The organism is Flavobacterium flavipigmentatum (assembly GCF_020911905.1).
Classification (GTDB): Bacteria; Bacteroidota; Bacteroidia; order Flavobacteriales; family Flavobacteriaceae; genus Flavobacterium; species Flavobacterium flavipigmentatum.
This window is the reverse complement of sequence record NZ_CP087133.1, coordinates 411,060-433,927: the sequence shown is the minus strand read 5'-3', so window position 1 is coordinate 433,927 and position 22,868 is coordinate 411,060. Positions and strand designations below refer to the sequence as shown.

Annotated in this window: 20 protein-coding genes; 19 read left to right on the top strand and 1 reads right to left on the bottom strand. The window is 33.3% G+C overall.

Translation table 11 applies throughout. From position 1 onward, the window contains the following. Positions 1 to 15: 15 nt before the first annotated feature. The 4 genes from LNP22_RS02110 (at position 16) to ctlX (ending at position 3,704) form a co-directional block, all read left to right on the top strand. A complete protein-coding gene (locus tag LNP22_RS02110; RefSeq protein WP_229975095.1) occupies positions 16 to 1,293 on the top strand; it encodes a citrate synthase in 1,278 nt (425 codons plus the stop codon). A gap of 64 nt (positions 1,294 to 1,357) precedes the next feature. Continuing rightward, complete coding sequence (locus LNP22_RS02105; protein ID WP_210665771.1) at positions 1,358 to 2,272, top strand: dimethylarginine dimethylaminohydrolase family protein; 915 nt, start codon at positions 1,358 to 1,360, stop codon at positions 2,270 to 2,272. Between the two features lie 61 nt (positions 2,273 to 2,333). Continuing rightward, positions 2,334 to 2,702 (top strand): four helix bundle protein, encoded by a 369-nt coding sequence (locus tag LNP22_RS02100; RefSeq protein WP_229975094.1) that lies wholly within the window; start codon positions 2,334 to 2,336, stop codon positions 2,700 to 2,702. Positions 2,703 to 2,768: 66 nt separating this feature from the next. Then, complete coding sequence (ctlX, locus tag LNP22_RS02095) at positions 2,769 to 3,704, top strand: citrulline utilization hydrolase CtlX (protein WP_229975093.1); 936 nt, start codon at positions 2,769 to 2,771, stop codon at positions 3,702 to 3,704. A gap of 77 nt (positions 3,705 to 3,781) precedes the next feature. Here ctlX and LNP22_RS02090 read toward each other — a convergent pair whose 3' ends face one another. Then, entirely contained in the window at positions 3,782 to 4,411 is a 630-nt protein-coding gene (locus LNP22_RS02090; protein ID WP_210665774.1) for a MarC family NAAT transporter, read from the bottom strand. A gap of 155 nt (positions 4,412 to 4,566) precedes the next feature. Here LNP22_RS02090 and LNP22_RS02085 point away from each other — a divergent pair, with 155 nt between their 5' ends. The 15 genes from LNP22_RS02085 to LNP22_RS02015 all read left to right on the top strand — a co-directional run bounded on the left by LNP22_RS02085 (position 4,567) and on the right by LNP22_RS02015 (position 22,852). Beyond that, entirely contained in the window at positions 4,567 to 4,932 is a 366-nt protein-coding gene (locus tag LNP22_RS02085) for a CoA-binding protein (protein ID WP_229975092.1), read from the top strand. A 182-nt stretch (positions 4,933 to 5,114) separates the two neighbouring features. Further along, positions 5,115 to 5,735 carry a recombination mediator RecR gene (recR, locus tag LNP22_RS02080; protein ID WP_229975091.1) on the top strand — a complete coding sequence of 207 codons (621 nt, stop codon included), beginning with the start codon at positions 5,115 to 5,117 and terminating at the stop codon, positions 5,733 to 5,735. 71 nt (positions 5,736 to 5,806) lie between these two features. After that, entirely contained in the window at positions 5,807 to 6,601 is a 795-nt protein-coding gene (locus tag LNP22_RS02075; protein ID WP_229976347.1) for a polysaccharide biosynthesis/export family protein, read from the top strand. A 15-nt stretch (positions 6,602 to 6,616) separates the two neighbouring features. Beyond that, positions 6,617 to 9,058, top strand: coding sequence for a polysaccharide biosynthesis tyrosine autokinase (locus LNP22_RS02070; RefSeq protein ID WP_229975090.1), 2,442 nt, complete (start codon positions 6,617 to 6,619; stop codon positions 9,056 to 9,058). A gap of 10 nt (positions 9,059 to 9,068) precedes the next feature. Further along, on the top strand, positions 9,069 to 10,052 hold the full coding sequence (locus tag LNP22_RS02065) for an SDR family oxidoreductase (protein WP_229975089.1): 984 nt from the start codon (positions 9,069 to 9,071) through the stop codon (positions 10,050 to 10,052). Between the two features lie 25 nt (positions 10,053 to 10,077). Beyond that, positions 10,078 to 11,469, top strand: a complete 1,392-nt coding sequence (locus LNP22_RS02060) for a UDP-glucose 6-dehydrogenase (protein WP_229975088.1) — start codon at positions 10,078 to 10,080, stop codon at positions 11,467 to 11,469. A 76-nt stretch (positions 11,470 to 11,545) separates the two neighbouring features. Then, a complete protein-coding gene (locus LNP22_RS02055) occupies positions 11,546 to 12,010 on the top strand; it encodes a UpxY family transcription antiterminator (RefSeq protein ID WP_229975087.1) in 465 nt (154 codons plus the stop codon). Positions 12,011 to 12,286: 276 nt separating this feature from the next. After that, a complete protein-coding gene (locus tag LNP22_RS02050; protein WP_229975086.1) occupies positions 12,287 to 13,600 on the top strand; it encodes a nucleotide sugar dehydrogenase in 1,314 nt (437 codons plus the stop codon). 16 nt (positions 13,601 to 13,616) lie between these two features. After that, positions 13,617 to 14,618, top strand: coding sequence for a mannose-1-phosphate guanylyltransferase (locus LNP22_RS02045; protein ID WP_229975085.1), 1,002 nt, complete (start codon positions 13,617 to 13,619; stop codon positions 14,616 to 14,618). Positions 14,619 to 14,630: 12 nt separating this feature from the next. Then, positions 14,631 to 15,677, top strand: a complete 1,047-nt coding sequence (gene rfbB, locus LNP22_RS02040) for a dTDP-glucose 4,6-dehydratase (protein ID WP_229975084.1) — start codon at positions 14,631 to 14,633, stop codon at positions 15,675 to 15,677. A gap of 49 nt (positions 15,678 to 15,726) precedes the next feature. Further along, on the top strand, positions 15,727 to 18,228 hold the full coding sequence (locus LNP22_RS02035; RefSeq protein WP_229975083.1) for an SLBB domain-containing protein: 2,502 nt from the start codon (positions 15,727 to 15,729) through the stop codon (positions 18,226 to 18,228). Between the two features lie 12 nt (positions 18,229 to 18,240). Continuing rightward, positions 18,241 to 19,320, top strand: a complete 1,080-nt coding sequence (locus tag LNP22_RS02030; RefSeq protein WP_229975082.1) for a Wzz/FepE/Etk N-terminal domain-containing protein — start codon at positions 18,241 to 18,243, stop codon at positions 19,318 to 19,320. A 271-nt stretch (positions 19,321 to 19,591) separates the two neighbouring features. Continuing rightward, on the top strand, positions 19,592 to 20,887 hold the full coding sequence (locus tag LNP22_RS02025; protein ID WP_229975081.1) for a nucleotide sugar dehydrogenase: 1,296 nt from the start codon (positions 19,592 to 19,594) through the stop codon (positions 20,885 to 20,887). A gap of 62 nt (positions 20,888 to 20,949) precedes the next feature. Further along, entirely contained in the window at positions 20,950 to 22,248 is a 1,299-nt protein-coding gene (locus LNP22_RS02020) for an oligosaccharide flippase family protein (protein WP_319616423.1), read from the top strand. Beyond that, positions 22,211 to 22,852, top strand: a complete 642-nt coding sequence (locus tag LNP22_RS02015; protein ID WP_229975079.1) for a CatB-related O-acetyltransferase — start codon at positions 22,211 to 22,213, stop codon at positions 22,850 to 22,852. Before LNP22_RS02020 ends, LNP22_RS02015 begins: the two co-directional genes overlap by 38 nt. Positions 22,853 to 22,868 lie beyond the last annotated feature (16 nt).

Here is a 22,868-nt window from a genome sequence, read left to right as displayed (position 1 = left end):
TATTTCCGATATATTATGTCAAAAATAGCTACATTAGAAGTAGATGGTCAAAAAATTGAACTTCCGGTTATCACAGGAAGCGAAAATGAATCAGCTATCGATATTAACAAATTACGTGATTTAACCGGTATCATTACAATTGATCCTGGCTATAAAAATTCTGGCTCTTGTAAAAGTGAAATCACTTTCTTGGATGGAGAATTAGGAATTTTACGTTACAGAGGGTATTCAATCGAAGATTTAGCTGAAAAAGCTAGTTTTCTAGAGGTTTCTTATCTTCTGGTTTTTGGTGAATTACCAACTGCTCAACAATTGGAGCAATTTGAAACTGATATTAAAAAACATACTTTGGTAAACGAAGAGATGAAAAATATCATTGATGGTTTTCCAAAAACAGCACATCCAATGGGTGTATTATCTGCATTAACAAGTGCTTTGACAGCATTTAATCCAAAAGCAGTAAATGTTGATAATGAAAAAGAAATGTACGAAGCCATTTGTAAAACAATGGGTAAATTTCTTGTAATTGCAACATGGACCTACAGAAAATCTATGGGTTATCCATTAAACTATTACGACAATACAAAAGGTTATGTAGAGAATTTTATGCACTTGATGTTTCAATTGCCTACAGGTCCTTACAAAGCCAATCCTATTATTGTCGATGCATTAGATAAATTATTTATTCTTCATGCAGATCATGAACAAAACTGCTCTACTTCTACGGTAAGAATGGTAGGTTCTTCTCATGCTGGCTTGTTTGCTTCAATCTCTGCTGGAGTTTCTGCTCTTTGGGGGCCACTTCACGGAGGAGCTAATCAAGCAGTTTTAGAAATGCTTGAAGAGATTAACAAAGATGGAGGCGATACAGAAAAGTTTTTAGCTAAAGCTAAAGATAAAAACGATCCTTTCCGTTTGATGGGTTTTGGTCACAGAGTCTACAAAAACTTTGATCCAAGAGCAAGAATCATCAAAAAAGCAGCTAAAGAAGTATTAGAAACTTTAGGTGTTGAAGATCCAATTTTAGAAATCGCTAAGAAATTAGAAGCTGCGGCTCTTGAGGATGAATATTTCAAATCAAGAAATTTATATCCTAATGTTGATTTCTACTCTGGAATCATTTACAGAGCACTAGGAATCCCAACCGATATGTTTACAGTAATGTTTGCTATCGGAAGATTGCCAGGTTGGATTGCACAATGGAAAGAAATGCGTGAAAACAAAGAGCCAATAGGTAGACCAAGACAAATTTACACTGGACATCCGCTCCGAGAATTTAAGTCAAACAAATAAAAAACTTTAAAGCTTCACTTAACTGTGAAGCTTTTTTTATATTTGTTCAAAATTTAATACTATTATGTTGCAATTAAATATAAAGAATGAAACGTCAAGATTGCGTGCTGTAGTTTTGGGTTCTGCCGTTCATAATGGGCCAACTCCATCTGTAGAGGAGGCTTATGATCCCAAATCTTTGGAACATATAAAAGCAGGGACGTATCCGATAGAACAAGATATGGTTGCTGAAATGGAAGCTTTTAATGCCGTTTTTAAAAAATATAATGTCACGGTTTATCGACCTGAAATGATTGAAAATTACAATCAGATTTTTGCTCGCGATATTGGTTTTGTAATTGATGATACGTTTGTAAAATCGAATATTTTACCAGATAGAGAACGCGAGTTAGACGCTATTCAATATATCATTGACCAAATGAATTCCGAAAAAGTAGTTCGACCACCAGAAGAAGTACATATTGAAGGCGGTGATGTCATGTTATGGAACGATCATATTTTTATAGGAACCTACAAAGGAAGCGATTACAAAGATTATATCACGGCAAGAACCAATATACAAGGTGTAAATTACATCAAACAATTGTTTCCCAATAAAATCGTCAAAGAATTTGACTTGGTAAAATCAAAAATTGAGGCTCGTGATAATGCCCTGCATTTAGACTGTTGCTTTCAGCCAGTAGGAAAAGACAAAGGCATTATTTACAAAAGAGGTTTTCGTGAAGAAGCAGATTATATGTACCTGGTCAATCTTTTCGGAAAAGAAAATTTATTTCATATCGAAAGAGAGGAAATGTACAATATGTGTTCAAACGTGTTTTCTATAGACGAAAATGTAGTAGTTTCTGAGAAAAATTTCACAAGATTAAACAATTGGCTGCGTGCCAATGGTTTTATCGTTGAGGAAATTCCTTATGCCGAAATCGCGAAACAAGAAGGATTGTTGAGATGCTCGACTTTACCGCTAATTAGAGATTAAGATCGGTTGTGAGTTTTGGGTTATGAGTTTTGAAATACTGATATAAAATGAAGTTGATTAGATGAAGAGTTATAAAGATTTAGATGTTTACAAAATTGGATTAGAATTATTTTACTTGGTTCATCCGTCATCATTAAAACTCCCAAAATATGAATTGTATGAACTTGGAAGTCAAATAAGAAGATCTTCTGATTCTGTTGTTTCTAATATAATTGAAGGCTACGGTAGAAGACGATATAAGGCTGATTTTTTAAAATTTTTAGTTTATTCACATTCTAGTTGTCTTGAAACAATTGGTCATTTAGAAAAAATAGGAAAACTTTATCCACATTGCTTCGATAGTATGGATGAGTTAATTAATAATTATGAAGGGTTAGGAGGTAAAATATTTAATTTTATTAAATACGTTGAAGAGCATTGGAAAAATTGATCTTGATTAATCGACTCTGTTATAAAACTCAAAACTCACAACTCAGACCCCAAAACAAAAAAGAAAATGAAACAAACTACAAACGCAATCGTCATGATTCGCCCGGTTGCTTTCAGAATGAATGAACAAACGGCTGTAAATAATTATTATCAGAAGGTATTAGACGGACTATTACCTAGTACGGTAAATGCCAAAGCACAACAAGAGTTTGATACTTTTGTAGAAAAACTGAGAGCAGTTGGAGTAGATGTTACCGTTATCGAGGACAGTTTAGAAACCGATACACCGGATAGTATTTTTCCAAACAATTGGGTTTCATTTCATGAAAATGGAGATGTTGCATTGTATCCTATGTTTGCCGAAAATCGCCGTCACGAGCGTCGCGAAGATATTTTAGACACGCTGGAAGACAAAGGTTTTCAAATTGCTAATATCATGGATTATACCTCGGCAGAAGAAGACGGTATTTTTCTGGAAGGGACTGGAAGCTTGCTTCTGGATCGAGCCAATGGAAAAGCCTACTGTGCTTTATCGCCTCGCGCTGATGAAGAATTGTTTATCGAATTCTGCGAAGATTTTGATTATGCACCAGTAATTTTTGAAGCTTATCAAACTGTTGATGGAGAACGTAAACTAATCTACCACACCAATGTAATGATGTGTTTAGGTGAAACTTTTGCTGTTATCTGTGCCGATTGTATCGACGATAAAAAAGAACGCAAAATGGTCCTGGAAAACCTAAAAGCAGATAAAAAAGAAGTTATTTTAATAACAGAAGCCCAAGTAAATAACTTTGCAGGAAATATGCTGGAAGTTCGTGGTACAAATGATAAAAAATACATTGTCATGAGTGCATCAGCGCATCAGAGTTTAACAGCAAAACAAATAGCACAATTAGAAAATCATGCAGAAATTTTAAGCTCAAGTCTAGATACAATAGAAGCTTGCGGTGGCGGAAGTGCCAGATGTATGATGGCCGAAGTGTTTTTGCCAAAAAGCTAAACTTGTTTATTCTAACCAAAAAAAGGGATAGAGCCAACGTGCTTTATCCCTTTTTTTGGTTATAAAAGAAAAACAATTTACATCAAATTTCCTTTTACAATATTAATGATAGAGCTTACGATGTATTGAATACCGATCGAGATTACAATAAAACCAACAATTCTAGAAATCGCTACAATTCCTGAAGCACCTAATATTCGGGCGAGATAATGAGCACTTTTTAAAATAGCAAAAATAGCAAAGGCAATTGCGGCAATAGCCAAGGTCGAAATGATAATTTCGTTCATTTCGTGATGTTCCTGATAAAAAGCAATTAGTAACGATATTGATCCTGGTCCCGCCAACATAGGTATGGCCAATGGCGTTAAAGCAATGTCATTACGCTGTTGTACTTCATTTTCAATTTTTTTATTGATTCCGCGTTTTTTATTAAATTTCCCCGAAAGCAATGAAAATCCCGAATTGACAATCACAATTCCGCCGGCAATCCTGAGAGCATCAATGCTAATTCCGAAAAAAGTCAATACATATTGACCAATAAAATACGAAACAATCAAAATAATAAAGACGTTTATAGCTGTCCATAAGGATATTCTGGAACGTTCTTTTTGCGAGTCATCGTGGGTGAGCCCAACAAATATTGGGATTGTTCCAATTGGATTCAATACAGAGAAAAGAGCGGCAAACAAATAAATAAATAAATCCATACAATCTTTTGGTTAATAAAGTAAAAATAGTCAAATTTTATCTTTTTGCTACAAATAGATGTTAGGATATTGTTTTTTATCGCGCACAATTCAAAATCAAATACCTGCAAACAACCTCATTCTTTTTGATTACTTTTGTAGCATATTTTAAAACAATGAAAAACAAAAAAACTTTAGTTCTGGGTGCCACAACAAAACCGGAACGTTATGCTTTTAGAGCAATAAATATGCTGGTAGAAAAAGGACATACTGTGCTGGCAATCGGTCAAAATACAGGCGAAGTTGCGGGTGTAAAAATTCATACAAAAGCCATTCCTGTAAAAAATATCGACACCGTAACCTTGTATCTCAATCCAGCGCGTCAGCGTGATTACTACAATTACATTGTCGAAGCACAGCCCAAAAGAGTTGTTTTTAATCCCGGAACCGAAAATCCCGAGCTGTATCAACTTTTAGAACTTAACAATATCAAAGCCGAGGTTGCTTGTACACTGGTTTTATTGGCTACCAATCAATATTAGTTTTTTCAGGAGCTATTTCCTGATGTACACTGTATCTTTTGTGCTGAACCCCAGCACAAAAGGATGCCGTTTCCATCAGGGCTAGAAAAGCTGGTTTACGAGGTTATTTAGAGCTTATCGGAAACAGTAATTTTACAGTTGTCTAAGTCAAGTAAACCATTAAAAGTGTTATTTTTGTCGTCATGGAATTTTCATCAAAATTAATAGAAAAAGCAGTCAACGAAATGTCGCAATTACCCGGAATTGGTAAACGCACCGCATTGCGATTGGTGCTGCATTTATTAAAACAACCCAAAGAACAAACGGGTTTTTTGTCTCAGGCACTTTTGAACATGCGTGAGGATATTAAATTTTGCGAAAATTGCCATAATATTTCAGACACAAAAATTTGCGAAATTTGTGCCAATCAAGTTAGAAACCACCAGACGATTTGTGTGGTCGAAGATATTCGCGATGTAATGGCCATCGAAAATACAGGTCAGTACAAAGGAATTTACCATGTTTTAGGCGGAAAAATTTCGCCAATAGAAGGCGTGGGGCCTAGTCAGTTGAATATTCCGACTTTGGTCGAAAAAGTAAAATCAGGAACTGTTGTCGAAATTATTTTTGCACTAAGCTCAACAATGGAAGGCGATACGACCAATTTTTATATTTATAAGCAAATTGCAGGATCAGAAATTGTAATTTCAACAATAGCGAGGGGAATCTCCGTAGGGGATGAACTGGAATATGCCGACGAAGTTACCCTTGGCAGAAGTATTTTGCACAGAGTACCATTCGAAAAAACATTTAAAAATAATTAATCCCAGATCAAATAATTATGCATTTTCAGATGTTTAATGTAAAAACGATATTTGTGAACAAATTTTTAGTAATGACCAGAAAAGCCTTTTATATAGTAGTATTCATAAGTTTGTTTTTTACTTCTTGTATCCCTGTAAAGGATTTGCATTATTTGCAGGATAAAAATTCTTCGGGCGAACAAAATAACATAACGGCTGTAGAATCTAAGCCTTACAGGTTGCAGGCAAACGATGTTTTGAGTATCGATATAAAAGCGATTGATCCCAAATTAGTGGCTATCTTTTCTACCAATGCTTCTGAGCAATCTGCCGCAGGAAAAAGCGAGTCGAGTTTGTATTTTAATGGTTTTACAGTAGACGATCATGGCAATATCAGAATGCCAATTTTAGGCGAAATTAATGTTATTGGTTATACTCTTGAAGAGGTTCGCCTTAATATTGAGAAAAAATTATTAGAAGAATATTTTAAAAGTGAAGCTAATATTTTTGTAACCGTAAAACTAGCAGGTTTTAGATATACTATAAACGGAGAAGTCGCCAGTACAGGAACCAAAACACTGTTTCAGGAACACGTAAATGTGATGGAGGCTATTGCAAATGCTGGAGATATTACTACCGTAGGAAATAGAAAAGCAGTTACGATAATTCGTCAGACACCAACAGGTGTACAGATGCATGATATCGATTTGACAGATGTGAATGTAATGAAATCTCCTTATTATTATTTGCAGCCTAATGATTATATTTATATAAAACCATTGAAGCAAAAAACTTGGGGAACGGGTCAGACAGGGATACAATCTATAGGTACAGTTATTACTTTATTATCGCTGGCAACCACTGTTTATTTGATCCTAAAAAATTAATACGAAGTTTAAAAGATGTTAGATATAAAAGATTTTTCGATTTTTGAGAATCAATCCAACTTTGATTTTAAAGGTTTTTTGTTCAAAATTGCCAGCTACTGGAAGTTGTTCTTGATAAGTTTGATAATTGCTTTTGCAGTTGCCTATCAGGTAAATATTCGTAAAGAAAAAATTTACTCGATGCAAACTTTAATTTCGATCAAAGAAGAGAGCAATCCATTTTTTACCTCCAATACAAGTTTGGTATTCAATTGGGGAGGTATTTCTGATCAGGTAAACGGAATTTCTACCATATTACAATCTCGATCTCATAACGAGTTGGTAGTAAGTAAGCTACAGTTTTATATTGATTATCTTGAAAAAGGGAAATACAATTTTATAGATTCTTACGGCGCTGTTCCTTTTTATGTAGATATCGATAAGTCAAAAGGGCAACTGGTTAATACGCTTATTAAAATTAAATTTTTAACTGAAAATCAATACGAAATTCAAATTCCTTTTGAGAATAATTCTGTTTCATTAATTAATTACGCTACAAATTCTTATAGCAATACTGCTGTTCAACCAGGCGAAATTACAAAGCGCTATAAAGTTGGAGAACAAGTTTCGTTGCCTTTTCTAAATTGGAAATTGCAGATTAATGAAGCTCCGGGAAATTACAAAGGCAACGAATATTTTGTAAAATTTAATGATTTTGATGGAACTGTTTCCCGTTACAAAGGTGTAAATGTAAACTCTGATGATAAGGGTGGGTCTATCCTTACTTTGAGTATGCAGGGAACCAACAAAGCCAGAATGGTAGCCTATTTGAATGCGACTGTAAAAATGCTGATCAAAATTCAGCTTGACGGGAAAAACCAGTTTGCAAACAATACCATCAGTTTTATTGACAGTACACTTGTGGCAATGGAATCTCAGCTGAAAGAAACTGGTAATGAGCTGAAATCTTTTAGACAAGGAAAAAACATTTATGATATAGAAGGTGGAGGGGTCAAATTTTCGGATAAAATAGGTGATTTTGATACCGAAAAAGATTTGATAAGCAGAAAAGTAGCGTATTACAATTCCTTAAAATCATATTTAAACAGTAGTGTTGATTACTCTAAATTACCGGCGCCATCTGTGGCGGGAATTGATGATCCTAATATTGTGGTTAATGTTGCAAAACTGATTAGCCTTTCGACACAACGATCAGAAATGGCGTATGCGGTAAAAAGTGATAAGATTTTTAAGGATTTTGATAATCAGATGATGGCTGTCAAGAATGTTTTATTAGAGAATATTTTATCAGCCAAATCCTCCCTGTTGTATGATTTGAACATGATTAATGCTAAAATAGGGCAGGCCGAAAACACGATTAGAAAACTTCCGGAAGAGCAACAGGAATTGCTAAAAATCAAAAGAAAATACGATTTAAATGATAATATTTACAGTGAATTTCTTCAGAAACGTAATGAAGCTGAAATTGTAAAAGCATCCAATTTATCAGATATTCATTTTATCGATCCTGCAAAAGATATTGGAGGAGGTTTAATTGGGCCTAAAACTTCTGTCAATTATGTGTTGGCGCTATTTTTGGGACTTTTGCTTCCGTTATTGTTTGTTTTGGGAATTTTCTTTGTAAATAATTCGATTCAGAATACAGATGATATTAGTAAATTGACTAAAATTCCTTTGTTGGGAGTTGTAGGTGTTAATAAAGGTTTTTTGAGTTTGGCAGTGTTTGATCAGCCAAAATCAGCGCTTTCAGAATCTTTTAGAACAATTCGCTCTTCGCTGCAATTTTTGTATAAAAAGCAGCAGCTCAGTGGCGCAAAAACTTTGATGATAACGTCCTCAATTAGTGGAGAAGGAAAAACTTTTTGTTCCATCAACATTGCTACTGTTTTTGCTTTAAGCGATAAAAAAACGGTTATTGTGGGTCTGGATTTGAGAAAACCAAGATTGGCGGACGAATTTAATCTTACGAACCATGTTGGTGTTGTAAATTATCTGATTAAGCAAAAAACATTAGAGGAAATCACGAGTAAAACTGAAGTCCCAAATCTTGATGTTATCCTTTCAGGGCCTATCCCGCCTAATCCTTCAGAGCTTATCTTGTCAGATGCTATGGGTGAATTGATAAATGAGCTGAAGCAGAAATACGATTATATCATTTTAGATACGCCTCCAGTAGGATTGGTTTCTGATGCTTTGGAGTTAGCTCAATATAGCGATGTAACACTTTATATTGTAAGACAGAATTATACCAAAAAAGACATGATCACGTTGTTGAATACACGTGTAAAGAGAGGAGAACTCAACAATATAAGTATTGTTTTGAATGGTTACGAGAATAAAGCAAAATATGGTGCTGCTTATGGCTACGGTTATGGGTATGGAGCCTACAGCTATCATGACGAACCCGAAAAAGAGAATTTTATAAAAGAATTTTTCTCAAAATTTAAAAGAAAATAAGCTGCGCCTAATGGAAAAAACTATTCAAAATACAGTTTTAATCACTGGCGGCGCTGGTTTTATTGGCTCAAATCTAACGGAATATTTTTTAGCATCTGGTTGGAAAGTGGTTGGTTTGGATAATTTTTCGACAGGGCATAAACATAACATTAACGACTTTTTAAGTAATCAAAATTATAAGTTGATTGAAGGAGATATTCGTAATATCGAAGATTGTAATTTGGCAGTACAAGGTGTCGATTATGTGTTACATCAAGCTGCTTTGGGATCTGTGCCAAGATCTATAAACGATCCAATCACCACAAATGATGTCAATGTTTCCGGGTTTTTGAATATGTTGGTGGCGGCTCGTGATGCCAGAATAAAACGTTTTGTGTATGCCGCTAGTTCATCAACTTACGGAGATTCTGAAGGATTGCCAAAAGTAGAAGAGGTTATAGGTAAACCTTTATCGCCTTACGCTATTACAAAATATGTAAACGAAATGTATGCTGAGATTTTCAGTAAAACGTATGGATTAGAAACGATTGGTTTGCGTTATTTTAATGTTTTTGGGAGGAAACAAGATCCAAAAGGAGCCTACGCTGCGGTAATTCCTAAGTTTGTTACTCAATTGATGCATTACGAAAGTCCCGTAATTAATGGAGACGGGAATTATTCACGCGATTTTACTTATATCGACAATGTTATTCAAATGAATTATTTGGCGCTTACAAGTCAAAATCCTGAAGCAATGAATACGGTTTATAATACAGCATTTGGAGATCGAAATACGCTAAATGATTTAGTGAAATATTTAAAACAATACTTATCAGAGCTGGATCCAAAAATTGCCGATGTCGAAGTTGTTTATGGAGCCAAAAGAGCTGGAGACATTCCGCATTCATTAGCAAGTATTCAAAAAGCAAAGACTTTGCTGGGGTATGATCCTAAATATTCATTACAAGAAGGTTTAAAAGAAGCGGTGACTTGGTATTGGAACAATTTGAAATAAACTACAAGAAGAAAATTTTAATTAAATGAAAATTACAAAAATTTGCTGCATTGGTGCAGGTTATGTTGGAGGTCCAACTATGGCTGTTATAGCTCAAAAATGCCCGCATATTCAGGTGACAGTTGTTGATTTGAATGTAGACAGAATCAATGCTTGGAATGATCCCAATACAGATAATATCCCGATATACGAGCCAGGCCTTTCTGAAATTGTCGCTGCGGCAAGAGGACGCAATCTTTTCTTTTCTACCAATGTCGAAAAAGCTATTGATGAAGCTCAAGTGATTTTTATCTCGGTAAATACACCAACAAAAACATACGGAAAAGGAAAGGGTATGGCCGCTGACTTAAAATATATTGAGTTATGTGCCAGACAAATTGCTAAAATTGCCAAAGAGAACAAAATTGTGGTCGAGAAATCGACTTTGCCGGTTCGTACAGCTGAAGCCATAAAAAGTATTTTAGACAATACAGGAAATGGTGTTCAGTTTCAGATTTTATCAAACCCGGAGTTTTTGGCAGAAGGTACCGCTGTAACAGATTTATTAGATCCGGATCGAATTTTAATAGGTGGCGATACCACACCGGAGGGAGAAAAAGCGATTAATGCTTTGGTAGAAGTATATTCAAGTTGGGTAGAGAAAGATAAAATCCTAACCACCAATGTTTGGTCATCAGAATTATCAAAGCTTACAGCAAATGCATTTTTGGCACAAAGAATTTCCTCTATAAATGCCATGTCTGAATTGTGTGAAAAAACTGGTGCAGATGTAAACGAAGTGGCCAGAGCTATCGGTATGGATAGTCGAATTGGTTCTAAATTCCTGAAATCATCTGTTGGATTTGGAGGTTCTTGTTTTCAAAAAGATATTTTAAATTTAGTGTATATCGCCAAATCCTATGGGCTGAGCGAAGTGGCAGATTATTGGGAACAAGTAATTATTATGAATGATCATCAAAAAAGAAGGTTTTCTAATAAAATTGTTCAGACATTGTACAATACTGTTGCCGATAAAAAAATTACTTTTTTAGGATGGGCTTTCAAAAAAGACACCAACGATACACGTGAGTCTGCGGCCATATATGTGGCAGATGATTTGATTAATGAACAGGCAAAAATTTCGGTGTATGATCCAAAGGTTTCCAGAAGCAAAATACTGTCTGATTTGGATTATTTAGCCACCCGATCTTCTACCGAAAACGAAAACTTGGTTCAGGCTTTTGATGATGCTTATGCTGCTTGCAATAATGCTCATGCGGTTGCCATACTTACAGAGTGGGACGAGTTTAAAACATACGACTGGAAAAAAATATATGATTCGATGCAAAAACCAGCTTTTGTTTTTGATGGAAGAAATATTTTAAATAAAAAAGAAATGGAAGCTATTGGTTTTGTATACCAAGGTATCGGTTCTTAAAATAGAAGTATATTGATTAAAATTTAATTGATAAGGAATAGGTATTAGTAGAAATTTTATTTCAATATTAAAGAATATGAGTTGGTATGTGGTTTATACAAAACCCAAATGGGAAAAAAAAGTTGCAGAAAAATTAAATCAAATAGGGATTGAGTGTTACTGCCCGATGATTACCCAGATAAAACAGTGGTCGGACAGAAAAAAGAAGGTCGAAGTTCCTCTTTTTAACTCCTATGTATTTGTAAAGTTAGAAGATGTTGATCGTAATGCTGTTTTTCAGATTGCGGGAGTAATTAGGTACTTGTTTTGGTTGGGTACGCCCGCTATTGTTCGTGATGATGAAATTGATATTATCAAAAAAAGTATCGCGGTTTCAGATGGCCATGATATTGTAGTTGAATCACATAAAGTGGGAGACAAAATCAAATTAGAATCAGGTGTTTTTAGTAATCAAGAAGCAACAATACAAGAGATTTCAAAAACACATTATATATTAGTTTTAGAGTCTTTGGGTTGTGTTTTAAAAATAAAACATAAATAAAGTTCTGTTTTTTTAAAGTCTTAGTAATTAGTTAAATAAAGTTTAAAATTCGCTAAATAGTGCGATTTTTAAACTTTATTCTTTTTTAAAGAAAAGCGCTACTGTCTGATTAGTAAAGACTTGGTGCTGTATAGGTATTTGCAATTTTATATCTTTTGAAGAAGTACGGAAAACCATATTGAATAAATTGAGTTAATATGTTATATTTGCCAAAAAGGAATTCGCGGTATCTGTGTCAAATAAATGTGACTCAGAGGGGCGAAGCCGTGAACTGTAATGAACAAAATAGATATAAAATCAAATAAAATAGACGAAAACATAAAGATAGCAGTCGTAGGACTTGGTTATGTTGGTTTGCCTTTGGCTCGACTATTTGCTACAAAATATAGTGTTATAGGATTTGATATTAATGAGTCAAGAGTTGCTTCTTTAAAATCGGGTACAGATACTACCTTAGAAGTAGATGATGAGACTTTACAAAAAGTTCTTGTTTTAGAGCCTTCTGAAAATATCGGATTGTATTGTTCTTCAAATATTCAAGATATTGCAGAGTGTAATTATTTTGTAATCACAGTTCCAACTCCAGTTGATAAAAATAATCGACCAGATTTGACTCCTTTGTATAAATCCAGCGAATCAGTAGGAAAAGTGCTGAAAAAAGGCGATATTGTCATCTATGAATCAACAGTTTATCCGGGTGTTACAGAAGAGGAGTGTGTTCCCGTTTTAGAAAGAGTTTCAGGATTAAAGTTTAACGAAGACTTTTTTGCAGGATATTCCCCAGAAAGAATAAATCCGGGCGACAAAGAGCATACTGTAGAGAAAATTTTAAAAGTTACATCGGGTTCAACTCCGGAGATCGGTCAAAAAGTAGATGCCCTTTATAAATCGGTTATCACAGCAGGGACGCATTTGGCACCAACTATTAAGGTGGCTGAGGCTGCAAAAGTCATTGAAAATTCTCAAAGAGATATCAATATTGCTTTTGTAAATGAATTGGCTAAAATATTTAATCTGATGGATATTGATACACATGATGTGTTGACAGCAGCTGCTACCAAATGGAACTTCTTACCCTTTAAGCCGGGTTTGGTTGGAGGACATTGTATAGGGGTTGATCCTTATTATTTGGCTCAAAGAGCACAAGAATTTGGGTATCATCCAGAAATAATACTCGCAGGAAGACGTTTGAATGATAGTATGGGCGAATATGTTGCTTCTCAAATTGTAAAATTGATGATCAAAAAAGGTATTTCTGTCAATGGTGCAAACCTTTTGATGTTGGGAATTACTTTTAAAGAAAATTGTCCAGATGTAAGAAATACTAAAATAGTAGATGTTGTAAAAGCATTATCTGAATATGGAATTTCGGTAACAGTTTACGATCCGCTCGCAAATGTTGATGAAGTTAAAAAAGAATACAAGTTGCAAACTATTCATGTATTAAGCGACACTAAATATGACGCCATTGTTTTAGGAGTTGCTCATAAGGAGTTTCTGGATTTGGATTTTTCAAGTTTGCAAAACGAAAAAAGCTTATTATATGATGTCAAAGGAGTTTTAGGCTCTCTGGCTGATAACAGATTATAATTAAAAAAAAATAAAAATGGATAACGCAATTATACATGTTATTTTAACAGGAGGTGTTGGTAGCAGATTATGGCCGCTTTCTAGAAAGAGTCAACCGAAGCAATATCTGGAAATATTTGAAGGGAAATCTTTATTTGAGATGACTGTAGATCGCAACAGAAGTCTTGCAGATAGGGTTATGGTTGTGGGTAATAATGATAACTGCCATTTAAGTGAAAGAGTATTCGATAAATCAAGTACTTCTTTTATCAATATTGTAGAATCAACGCCAAGAAATACAGCTGCTGCAATTGCTTTTGCTGCTTTTGCATCAAATCCTGATGATGTTTTAATTGTTACTCCATCTGATCATATTATTGAAAAAATGGATCAATATAATGAGGCAATCAGTGAAGCCATTTCTAAAGCAAATCAAGGTTTTATTGTAACTTTCGGAATTGTTCCAACCAAACCAGAAACAGGTTATGGCTACATAGAGGCAAAAGGTGATAATGTGGTTTCCTTTCGCGAAAAGCCAAATAAAGTGACTGCAAAAGAGTTTATTGCAAAAGGCAATTTTTTATGGAATAGTGGAATGTTTTGTTTTAAAGCTGGAGTACTTCTAGAAGAACTGAAGCAATTTCAGCTCGATGTATATGATAAATCTAAAAAAGCTTGGGAAAATAGTGCCAATGGTAAGTTAGATTTAGATTTATCTTTAGAAATTCCTTCTATCAGTATCGATTATGCTGTAATGGAGCGAAGTAAAAAAATTAAAGTAGTCCCAGCCTCATTTTCATGGTCAGATCTTGGGTCTTTCGAATCTGTTTATGATTATTTGGTTGCTAACGGTCATCCAGTAGATAAAAACGGAAATATGGTCATAGGATGTGATACACACACTTCTTTTTTAGGATTGAAAAACACAATTTTTGTTGCAACGGCCAATGCCAATTTAATTTTACAAAAAGAAAATTCGCAAGATGTAAAAGATTTATATTCGGAACTAGAACGTCAAAATTCTGAATTATTAAATTAATTTAAATTTAAAATGAAAAAAATTCTTATCACAGGTGGTGCAGGTTTTATAGGTTCTCACGTAGTAAGACGCTTTGTAAATCAGTATCCTGAGTGTCAAATATTCAATTTAGATGCCTTAACGTATGCAGGCAATCTGGAAAATATAAAAGATATCGAAAATCAACCTAATTATAATTTTATAAAAGGAGATATTGTAGATGAGCTTTTTATAAACGAATTGTTTGCAATTCATAACTTTGATGGTGTGTTGCATTTGGCAGCAGAATCTCATGTAGATCGTTCTATAGAAGACCCGTTAGCATTTGTAAAAACGAATGTTATTGGGACAATGAATTTATTGAATGCTGCAAAAAATCAATGGAAAGATAATTTTGAGGGTAAACGTTTTTATCACATTAGTACCGATGAAGTCTATGGTTCTTTGGGAGCAGAAGGTCTTTTTACAGAAACCACTTCTTACGATCCAAATTCTCCTTATTCTGCTTCAAAAGCAAGTTCAGATCATTTCGTAAGGGCGTACGGCGAGACCTACGGGTTGCCTTATGTATTGACAAACTGCTCCAACAATTACGGCTCTTATCATTTTCCTGAAAAATTAATTCCGCTTTTCATCAATAATATTATCAATAATAAACCTTTACCGGTTTATGGGGATGGTAATTACACTCGTGATTGGTTATTTGTTGAGGATCATGCTATTGCAATCGACTTGGTTTTTCATAAAGGAAAAAATCACGAAACGTACAATATTGGAGGTTTTAATGAATGGAAAAATATTGATTTGGTAAAATTATTATGCCAAATTATGGATCAAAAATTAGGCAGAGCCGAAGGAACTTCTCAAGAACTAATTACTTACGTGAAAGACAGACCGGGTCATGATTTACGTTACGCTATCGATGCCTCAAAAATTAATAAAGAACTGGGTTGGAAGCCTTCTGTAACTTTTGAAGAAGGCTTAGAGAAAACGATAAACTGGTATTTGACCAATGAAGAGTGGCTGAAAAACGTAACTTCTGGTTCTTACAAAGATTATTATCAAAAACAATATTCATAAATAAACAATTTTAATTCAACCAAAATTCCAGGTTTAAATTATAATTAACATGAAAAAATTATTTTACGTTCTTACGTTTCTTTTGTTACTGCTAGCATCTTCAAATGCTAATTCGCAAGATATTATTAAATCTAAAGATTTAAGTACTATTAAAGTAGATTATTTGTCAGATGATGAAATTTCTAAAGTAGTTGTTCAACTAAAAAGTAATAATGCTACAATTGATGATGTTGAATCTATGGCTTTATCGAAAGGCATGAGTCAGACAGAATTTGATAAATTAAGAACTCGAGTTAAAGAATATGAGAAAAAAAACTCAAAAGATATTGATAAGGATAAAAAAGATAAGGATAAAAAGAAAGACGATAAATCAAAAGATATAGATAAAGATTCTGAGTTTGGAAGAAGGCAAGAAAAAATTAAGAATGAAAAAGTAAAAGACTCCTTAAATGCTTTAATTTTTGGTTCTCAACTGTTTGATAACCCTACTTTAAATTTTGAGCCAGATTTAAAAATGGCAACTCCATTAAATTATGTTTTAGGGCCAGGTGATAAATTAGAGGTTAGTATTTATGGTATTCAGCAATTTGATGATACTGTAACAGTTAATTTTGAAGGTAAAATTGCCATTCAAAATGTTGGTCAAATCGCGGTTGCTGGAATGTCTATCGAAGCTGCCACACAAAAAATCAAAGCTGCTATTGCAAAAGTATACAGTACTGTGAGGTCGGGACAATCTCAGGTAAGCGTAAGTTTGAGTGAAATACGTACCATAAAAATAACGGTCGTTGGAGGAAAACAACCGGGCAATTATTCGATTTCATCTTTAGCGACTGTTTATAATGCTTTGCATTTAGCAGGTGGTCCAGGGAAAGACGGAAGTTATCGAAATATTGAATTGATAAGAAACAATCGTGTTTTCAAAAATATTGATGTTTACAGATTTTTAGTAAAAGGAGATCAGTCTGATAATGTTGGATTAAAAGACAATGATGTCATTAGAATTCCAGCTTATAATCAGCGAGTTACAGTTGAGGGTGAAGTGAAAAGACCTGGGATTTTTGAAATGAAAAAAGGTGAAACTTTTGCGGATTTACTAAATTTTGCTTCAGGATTTAATGAGTTCGCTTACACAGCGTCTGTAAACGTTTTACAAAAAACGGGTAAGGAGTTTAAAGTGCATGATATAAAAGAAAGTGAGTATGCTTCTTATTTGCCTCAATCCGGAGATGTTTTTAAAATCACAAAAATTTTGAATCGATTTGAGAATCGTATTAAAATTGAAGGAGCTGTCTTTAGGCCAGATTATTATTCTTTTACAGAAGGCATGCGAGTTTCTGAGTTAATCGCTAAAGCGGAAGGCCTCAAGGAAGATGCCTACAGTAAGAGAGCAAGAGTAATTCGTTTGCAATCTGATTTAACCACAGAAATTGTAAATGTAGATTTGAGTGCCGCTTTATCAGGAGATGTAACTGCAGATATTGAGTTGAAAAGAGAAGATATTGTTACCATCTATTCTATTTTAGATTTTAGAGAAGAATATAAAGTGACTATTGATGGAGAGGTCAAAAATCCTGGTGAATATGAATATTTTGAGAATTTGACATTGAATGACTTAGTAATTCAAGTGGGTGGATTAACTGGCTCTGCATCAAAAAGAGTTGAAGTAGCCAGAATGGTAAAGTCAGATCAAATCGATGATGCTGATCCTAAGCGCATTGAGTTGTTAGAACTTCAAATTACGTCAGATAATAACGAACAAATTAAAAATTTTGTATTACAGCCCTTTGATGTTATCAATATTCGTAAGATGGCGGTTTACGAAAAACCAGAAATGGTTAAAGTTAGCGGTGCCGTTACTTATCCGGGTAAGTACGCTATTGCTAATAAAAAAGAGACTGTTTACAATGTTGTAATGAGAGCCGGAGGTTTGACATCCATTGCTAACTTAGATGGTATGAAAATAAAAAGACCTATTAAAGAAGAGCAACTTAAGCAATTAGAAAGTATAGACCTTAATCTTGATAAAAAACAAATTGGAGAAGACGGAAAGGAATCTAACTTGAAGGATAAAGATTCACTTAACTCAAAATTGACTAAAAAACTTAGAGATGATCTAAAATTTGCTACAATTCCAGTTAACTGGGAAAAAATTGTTAAAGATAAAAATCATTATTCTAATGTTACGTTGTTTCCTGGTGATGAAATTGAAGTATCAGTGTATAACGAAGGAGTAAAAGTTACAGGAAATGTATTGTTGACCTCTGAAATCCCTTACAGAAGCGGAAAAGGATTTAAATATTACATCAATGCAGTTGGTGGTGTTGATAATAAAGGCTGGAAGAGAAAAGCCTATATTATTTACCCTAATGGGAAGGCCTCTGTTACAGGTTCATTTTTGTTTTTTAGGTCTTACCCAAAAGTTACACCTGATTCGCAGATTGTAGTTCCAGAAAAGCCCGAAGCGAAAAAGATGAGTGCCGGAGAATGGGTTAGTATTGGAAGTGTATTGGCAAGTCTGGCTTTATTAATAGTTACCGCTTTTAAATAAATTATTTTTTTGATGGAGAATAATAATATACCGATTGAAAACGATGAAATTTCGTTAAAAGAATTAATACTTAAGGCCAAAGAATGGTATCATTATTTGTTATCACAATGGAAAATTATTGTTTTAGCAGGAATAATAGGTGCTGTTTTAGGAGTAACATATTCGTTTTTTAAGAAGCCAGTTTACACAGCTACCTTATCTTTCGCAGTTGAAGATGAAAAAAGCGGAGGGGGAGGTTTAGGAAGTGCTTTGGGGTTGGCAAGTTCTTTCGGTCTGGATTTAGGAGTTAGTGGAGGCGGAATTTTTACTGGTGCTAACTTAACAGAATTGTTTAAATCTAGGTCTATGGTTGAGAAAACATTATTGTCCCCTGTTAACGTAAATGGTAAGGTTATTTCTTTAGCAGAGATGTATATTCAGAATAATGATTGGAGAAAAAAGTGGAAAGAAAATCCAAAATTTTCATCTATTCAATTTTTGCCAAATGCGAAGCGTGATGATTTTACTAGGATTCAAGATAGTATAATGGGTGTTATGTATGCTAATTTGTCTAAATCTGGTTTGGTAGTAGGTCAAAAGGATAAAAAAATAGCTATAATTAATATTGATGTTTCTTCTACAAATGAATTATTTGCAAAATACTTCTGTGAAGCATTAGCTAAAGAAGTTTCAGATTTTTATGTAGATACTAAAAGTAAAAAAGCAAGAATGAATATGGCTATTTTAGAACGTCAAGTTGATTCTATCAGAGGACAATTAAACGGTTCTATAACAAGAGTTGCTGTAGCGAATGATAATACTTTTAGTTTAAATCCGGCTCTTAATGTGCGTCGTACTCCAGCAGCTCGAAGTCAAGTCGATGTACAAGCAAATACTGCTATTTTAACAGAATTAGTTAAGCAGTCAGAGTTAGCAAAAGTAACATTAAGAAAGGAAACGCCTTTAATTCAGGTGATTGATCGTCCTATTTTACCATTGCCAAAAGAACGTTTTGGTAAAGCCAAAGGATTAGTTATGGGAGTGGTCATAGTAGTTTTTTTTACTATTTTGTTTTTGATCTTCAGGCGATTGTTGAAGGAGTTGATATGGTAAAATACTAGAAGTTTAGTCATTCTGTTTTCCTTTTAGAGTTTTCAATTAACCCTATGCGAAATTAGAATTAATTTTTTATGCGATCTAGCTTTAAATTTGAGTTAACACTAATACGAAATTATTAATAATAGATTGAACATAATATATAACCTAAAAATTTAATTGATTAAAAAAAAGCACAATCGAATAAAATAGAAACAGGAGTAACCTTTAGGGTTGAGTAGAGACGTAAAAAAGAAATGAATAAAAAATAAAATTTTATAAGATTAATATGTTAAAACTAATTGATTCATTTATAAATAAGGAAAAAATTATTTCCGTAACAGGTTTAGGGTATGTAGGATTACCGCTAGCATTAGAATTTGCGAAGTATTTCAAAGTGATAGGTTTTGATATAAATGTATCCCGTGTAGATTTAATGAAAAAAGGAATAGATCCTTCCAAAGAGTTAGGAGCTGATGCTTTTGATGGATGTGATATCATGTTTACTTCTGATGTAGAGGATTTGAAAAAAGCGCATTTTCATATAATAGGTGTGCCAACAGATATAGATGAGAATCAAGTGCCAAATTTAAATCCATTATTAAGTGCCTCCAGAAGTGTTGCTTCTTCACTTAAAAAAGGAGATTATGTAGTTTATGAATCTACAGTTTATCCAGGATGTACTGAAGAAGATTGTGTTCCCATATTGGAAGAAGTTTCAGGATTTAAAGGAGGGATAGATTTTAAATTTGGATATAGTCCAGAACGTATAGTTCCTGGTGATAAAGTGAAAACTTTAACTAATATATTAAAAATTGTTTCAGGGAATGATGATGAAGCTTTGAAAGTCATTTCAGAAGTATATGGTACTATCATTAAAGCTGGATTACATAAGGCAGAATCGATAAAAGTTGCGGAAGCTGCAAAAGTTATCGAAAATACACAACGAGATATCAATATTTCCTTGATGAATGAGTTGGCAATTATTTTTGATAAAATGGGAATTGACACCAAAGCTGTAATTGAAGCAGCAGGGACAAAATGGAATTTCCATAAATATCAACCAGGTTTGGTAGGAGGACATTGTATAAGTGTTGATCCATTTTATTTAATGCATAAAGCCAAACAATTAGGGATAGATCCACAAGTAATTGCAGCTGGTAGAAGAGTTAATGATTTTATACCAAGTTTTATAGCTAAAAGAATTGTTCAAGCTTTAATTGAACAAGATAAAAACCCCGGAAAATCTAAGGTTTTGGTAATGGGAATAACATTCAAAGAAGATGTAGCCGATATTCGGAATTCAAAAGTGGTAGATTTAGTGAAGGAATTGATGGATTATTCGATTCATGTTCATGTTATTGATCCACATGGAAGTGCAAATGAATTGGCTCATGAATACGCAATCACGTTGATCGAAGAGCCTGTGGGTTTATATGATATAATTGTATTGGCAGTAGGGCATAATGAATACATTAAAATGACCTCAGAAGACTTTCAAAAATTATCGAAAGATGAAATCTATATGTTCGATATAAAAGGAATAAAGAACCCAAAGGAATTTAAAAATTACTGGAGATTATAAGTAATCCTATTAAAATAAGAGAATATTTAAATTATTTTCTATATAAAACAAGAAGCATAAAAGTGATTTATCTTAAGACAAAACTTTTTTTTAATTCATTAAAGGTAAAGTTTCTTAATAATAAGAAAGTAATTGAGAATTATTTTTTTATGACAGTTTTGCAGATTCTAAATTCGTTGTTTTATCTTATTATTTACCCCTTTTTGATCCGAACCTTAGGTGCTGAGAGTTATGGACATTATGTTTTTGCATTTTCAATTTCCGTATATTTTGTAAGTTTAGTACAGTTTGGTTTTGATACACCAGCTTTAAAAAGTATATCTGAATTTCCAAATGATAAAAAAATACACTCAGAAGTTATTTCAGCTGTTTTTTTTTCTAAGCTAGTCCTTTTCTTTTTGTCACTGATTATTTTTTTGCCTTTGTTAGTTACAGTAAGTCTTTTTCGAGTAAACTATTTGCTGTTTATTGTTTGTTACCTCCAAGTTTTTTCAAATATTTTATTTCCTACTTGGTATTTTCAAGGTATTCAAAAAATGAAAGTCGTTACTTATATACAATTGTCATTAAAATTAATATCACTCCCAATATTGTTTGTATTTATAAGACATCCTAATGATATTGTTAAATTTGCTGCAATTACTATTTTAACAGCTCTAATAGGAGGGATTATAGCAATGGCGATTTTAAGATATAGTCATTCTATAAAGTTAATTTGGATTCCTGTACGAAAATTAAAGCAAGTTTTTAAAGATGCTGTGCCTTTCTTTTTGTCCTCAAGTATGAACACGATTAAACAGCAAACAGCAACTATTCTTATAGGGTCTTTTTTTTCAATGACAGATGTAGCTTTGTATGACTTGGCTATGAAAATTTATTCAGTTCCTACAACATTGATTTCGAGTATCAATAGTGCTTTATTTCCTAAAATGTTGAATTCAAAATGGGACACAATAAAGAAAGTAATAAATATTGAAAATCTTATTGGCGTATTTGTTATTTTGGCTTTAGTTATTTTTGGTAAATGGATTATATTGATTATGGGGGGTACGGAAATGATTGAGGCATATCCCATATTAATTATTTTAAGTTTTAGTGTTTTCACAGTTTTAACAGTGGGAGCTATTTTTAGTTTTGTTTTTATTCCAAAAGGATTGTATAAATACGTTGCGATGAATCAATTTTTGGCTTTATTTGGTTTTGTTTTGTTTTCATCAGTGGGACTTGTGTTTTTTTCTAATATGTTAATTCTTCCATTAGCATTCGCTTTTTCTGCTTTGGTTGAACTAGTATATAGTTATTTCTTATTAAACAAATTAAAGAATGATTTTAAAAAAAATAACTACAATTTTATTGTATAAGCTTAAATTAGCTTTTTTTAAAATAAATTGGAGGCATAATAACAAACACAATTTTACAACTGTAAATTGCTTGTTTTCAAAAGATTTAGTTAAAGTAGGTAATTATACTTATGGACCAATTCATGTCTATGATTATGGGGAACTTAATTCTGGGTTATTAATTGGAAATCTATGTTCAATAGCATTAGATGTTAAATTTATTTTAGGTGGTAATCATTTTACAAACAGATTATTTACTTATCCAATCACGCCTATGTTAACATCGTTTGGTAATGATGGCTCTTATTCTAAAGGTAAAATAATTATTGGCCACGATTGTTGGATTGGAATTGGGGTAACTATATTGTCTGGAGTAGAAATGGGTAACGGATGTGTTATTGCTGCTGGTTCAGTAGTAACAAAATCATTCCCTCCATATTCAATTTTGGGAGGTTCACCCGCAAAATTGATTCGTATGAGATTTTCGGATAAAGTAATTGATAAATTGCAAAATAGTAATTTTATTTATGATTTACCCAAAAGTAAATTTATTGAAAATATAATGATGATCGAAAAAGAGTTGATGGTTGAAGATGTTGAAACTATTTTATTAAAATTAAAGTAATATAAACTGAGAGTTT

What these genes read in the sequence shown, in the direction of transcription:
- LNP22_RS02110 (WP_229975095.1), top strand. Translation starts at nt 16, where the DNA reads ATGTCAAAAATAGCTACATTAGAAGTAGATGGTCAAAAAATTGAACTT.
- LNP22_RS02105 (WP_210665771.1), top strand. Translation starts at nt 1,358, where the DNA reads ATGTTGCAATTAAATATAAAGAATGAAACGTCAAGATTGCGTGCTGTA.
- LNP22_RS02100 (WP_229975094.1), top strand. Translation starts at nt 2,334, where the DNA reads ATGAAGAGTTATAAAGATTTAGATGTTTACAAAATTGGATTAGAATTA.
- ctlX (WP_229975093.1), top strand. Translation starts at nt 2,769, where the DNA reads ATGAAACAAACTACAAACGCAATCGTCATGATTCGCCCGGTTGCTTTC.
- LNP22_RS02090 (WP_210665774.1), bottom strand. Translation starts at nt 4,411, where the DNA reads ATGGATTTATTTATTTATTTGTTTGCCGCTCTTTTCTCTGTATTGAAT.
- LNP22_RS02085 (WP_229975092.1), top strand. Translation starts at nt 4,567, where the DNA reads ATGAAAAACAAAAAAACTTTAGTTCTGGGTGCCACAACAAAACCGGAA.
- recR (WP_229975091.1), top strand. Translation starts at nt 5,115, where the DNA reads ATGGAATTTTCATCAAAATTAATAGAAAAAGCAGTCAACGAAATGTCG.
- LNP22_RS02075 (WP_229976347.1), top strand. Translation starts at nt 5,807, where the DNA reads ATGACCAGAAAAGCCTTTTATATAGTAGTATTCATAAGTTTGTTTTTT.
- LNP22_RS02070 (WP_229975090.1), top strand. Translation starts at nt 6,617, where the DNA reads ATGTTAGATATAAAAGATTTTTCGATTTTTGAGAATCAATCCAACTTT.
- LNP22_RS02065 (WP_229975089.1), top strand. Translation starts at nt 9,069, where the DNA reads ATGGAAAAAACTATTCAAAATACAGTTTTAATCACTGGCGGCGCTGGT.
- LNP22_RS02060 (WP_229975088.1), top strand. Translation starts at nt 10,078, where the DNA reads ATGAAAATTACAAAAATTTGCTGCATTGGTGCAGGTTATGTTGGAGGT.
- LNP22_RS02055 (WP_229975087.1), top strand. Translation starts at nt 11,546, where the DNA reads ATGAGTTGGTATGTGGTTTATACAAAACCCAAATGGGAAAAAAAAGTT.
- LNP22_RS02050 (WP_229975086.1), top strand. Translation starts at nt 12,287, where the DNA reads ATGAACAAAATAGATATAAAATCAAATAAAATAGACGAAAACATAAAG.
- LNP22_RS02045 (WP_229975085.1), top strand. Translation starts at nt 13,617, where the DNA reads ATGGATAACGCAATTATACATGTTATTTTAACAGGAGGTGTTGGTAGC.
- rfbB (WP_229975084.1), top strand. Translation starts at nt 14,631, where the DNA reads ATGAAAAAAATTCTTATCACAGGTGGTGCAGGTTTTATAGGTTCTCAC.
- LNP22_RS02035 (WP_229975083.1), top strand. Translation starts at nt 15,727, where the DNA reads ATGAAAAAATTATTTTACGTTCTTACGTTTCTTTTGTTACTGCTAGCA.
- LNP22_RS02030 (WP_229975082.1), top strand. Translation starts at nt 18,241, where the DNA reads ATGGAGAATAATAATATACCGATTGAAAACGATGAAATTTCGTTAAAA.
- LNP22_RS02025 (WP_229975081.1), top strand. Translation starts at nt 19,592, where the DNA reads ATGTTAAAACTAATTGATTCATTTATAAATAAGGAAAAAATTATTTCC.
- LNP22_RS02015 (WP_229975079.1), top strand. Translation starts at nt 22,211, where the DNA reads ATGATTTTAAAAAAAATAACTACAATTTTATTGTATAAGCTTAAATTA.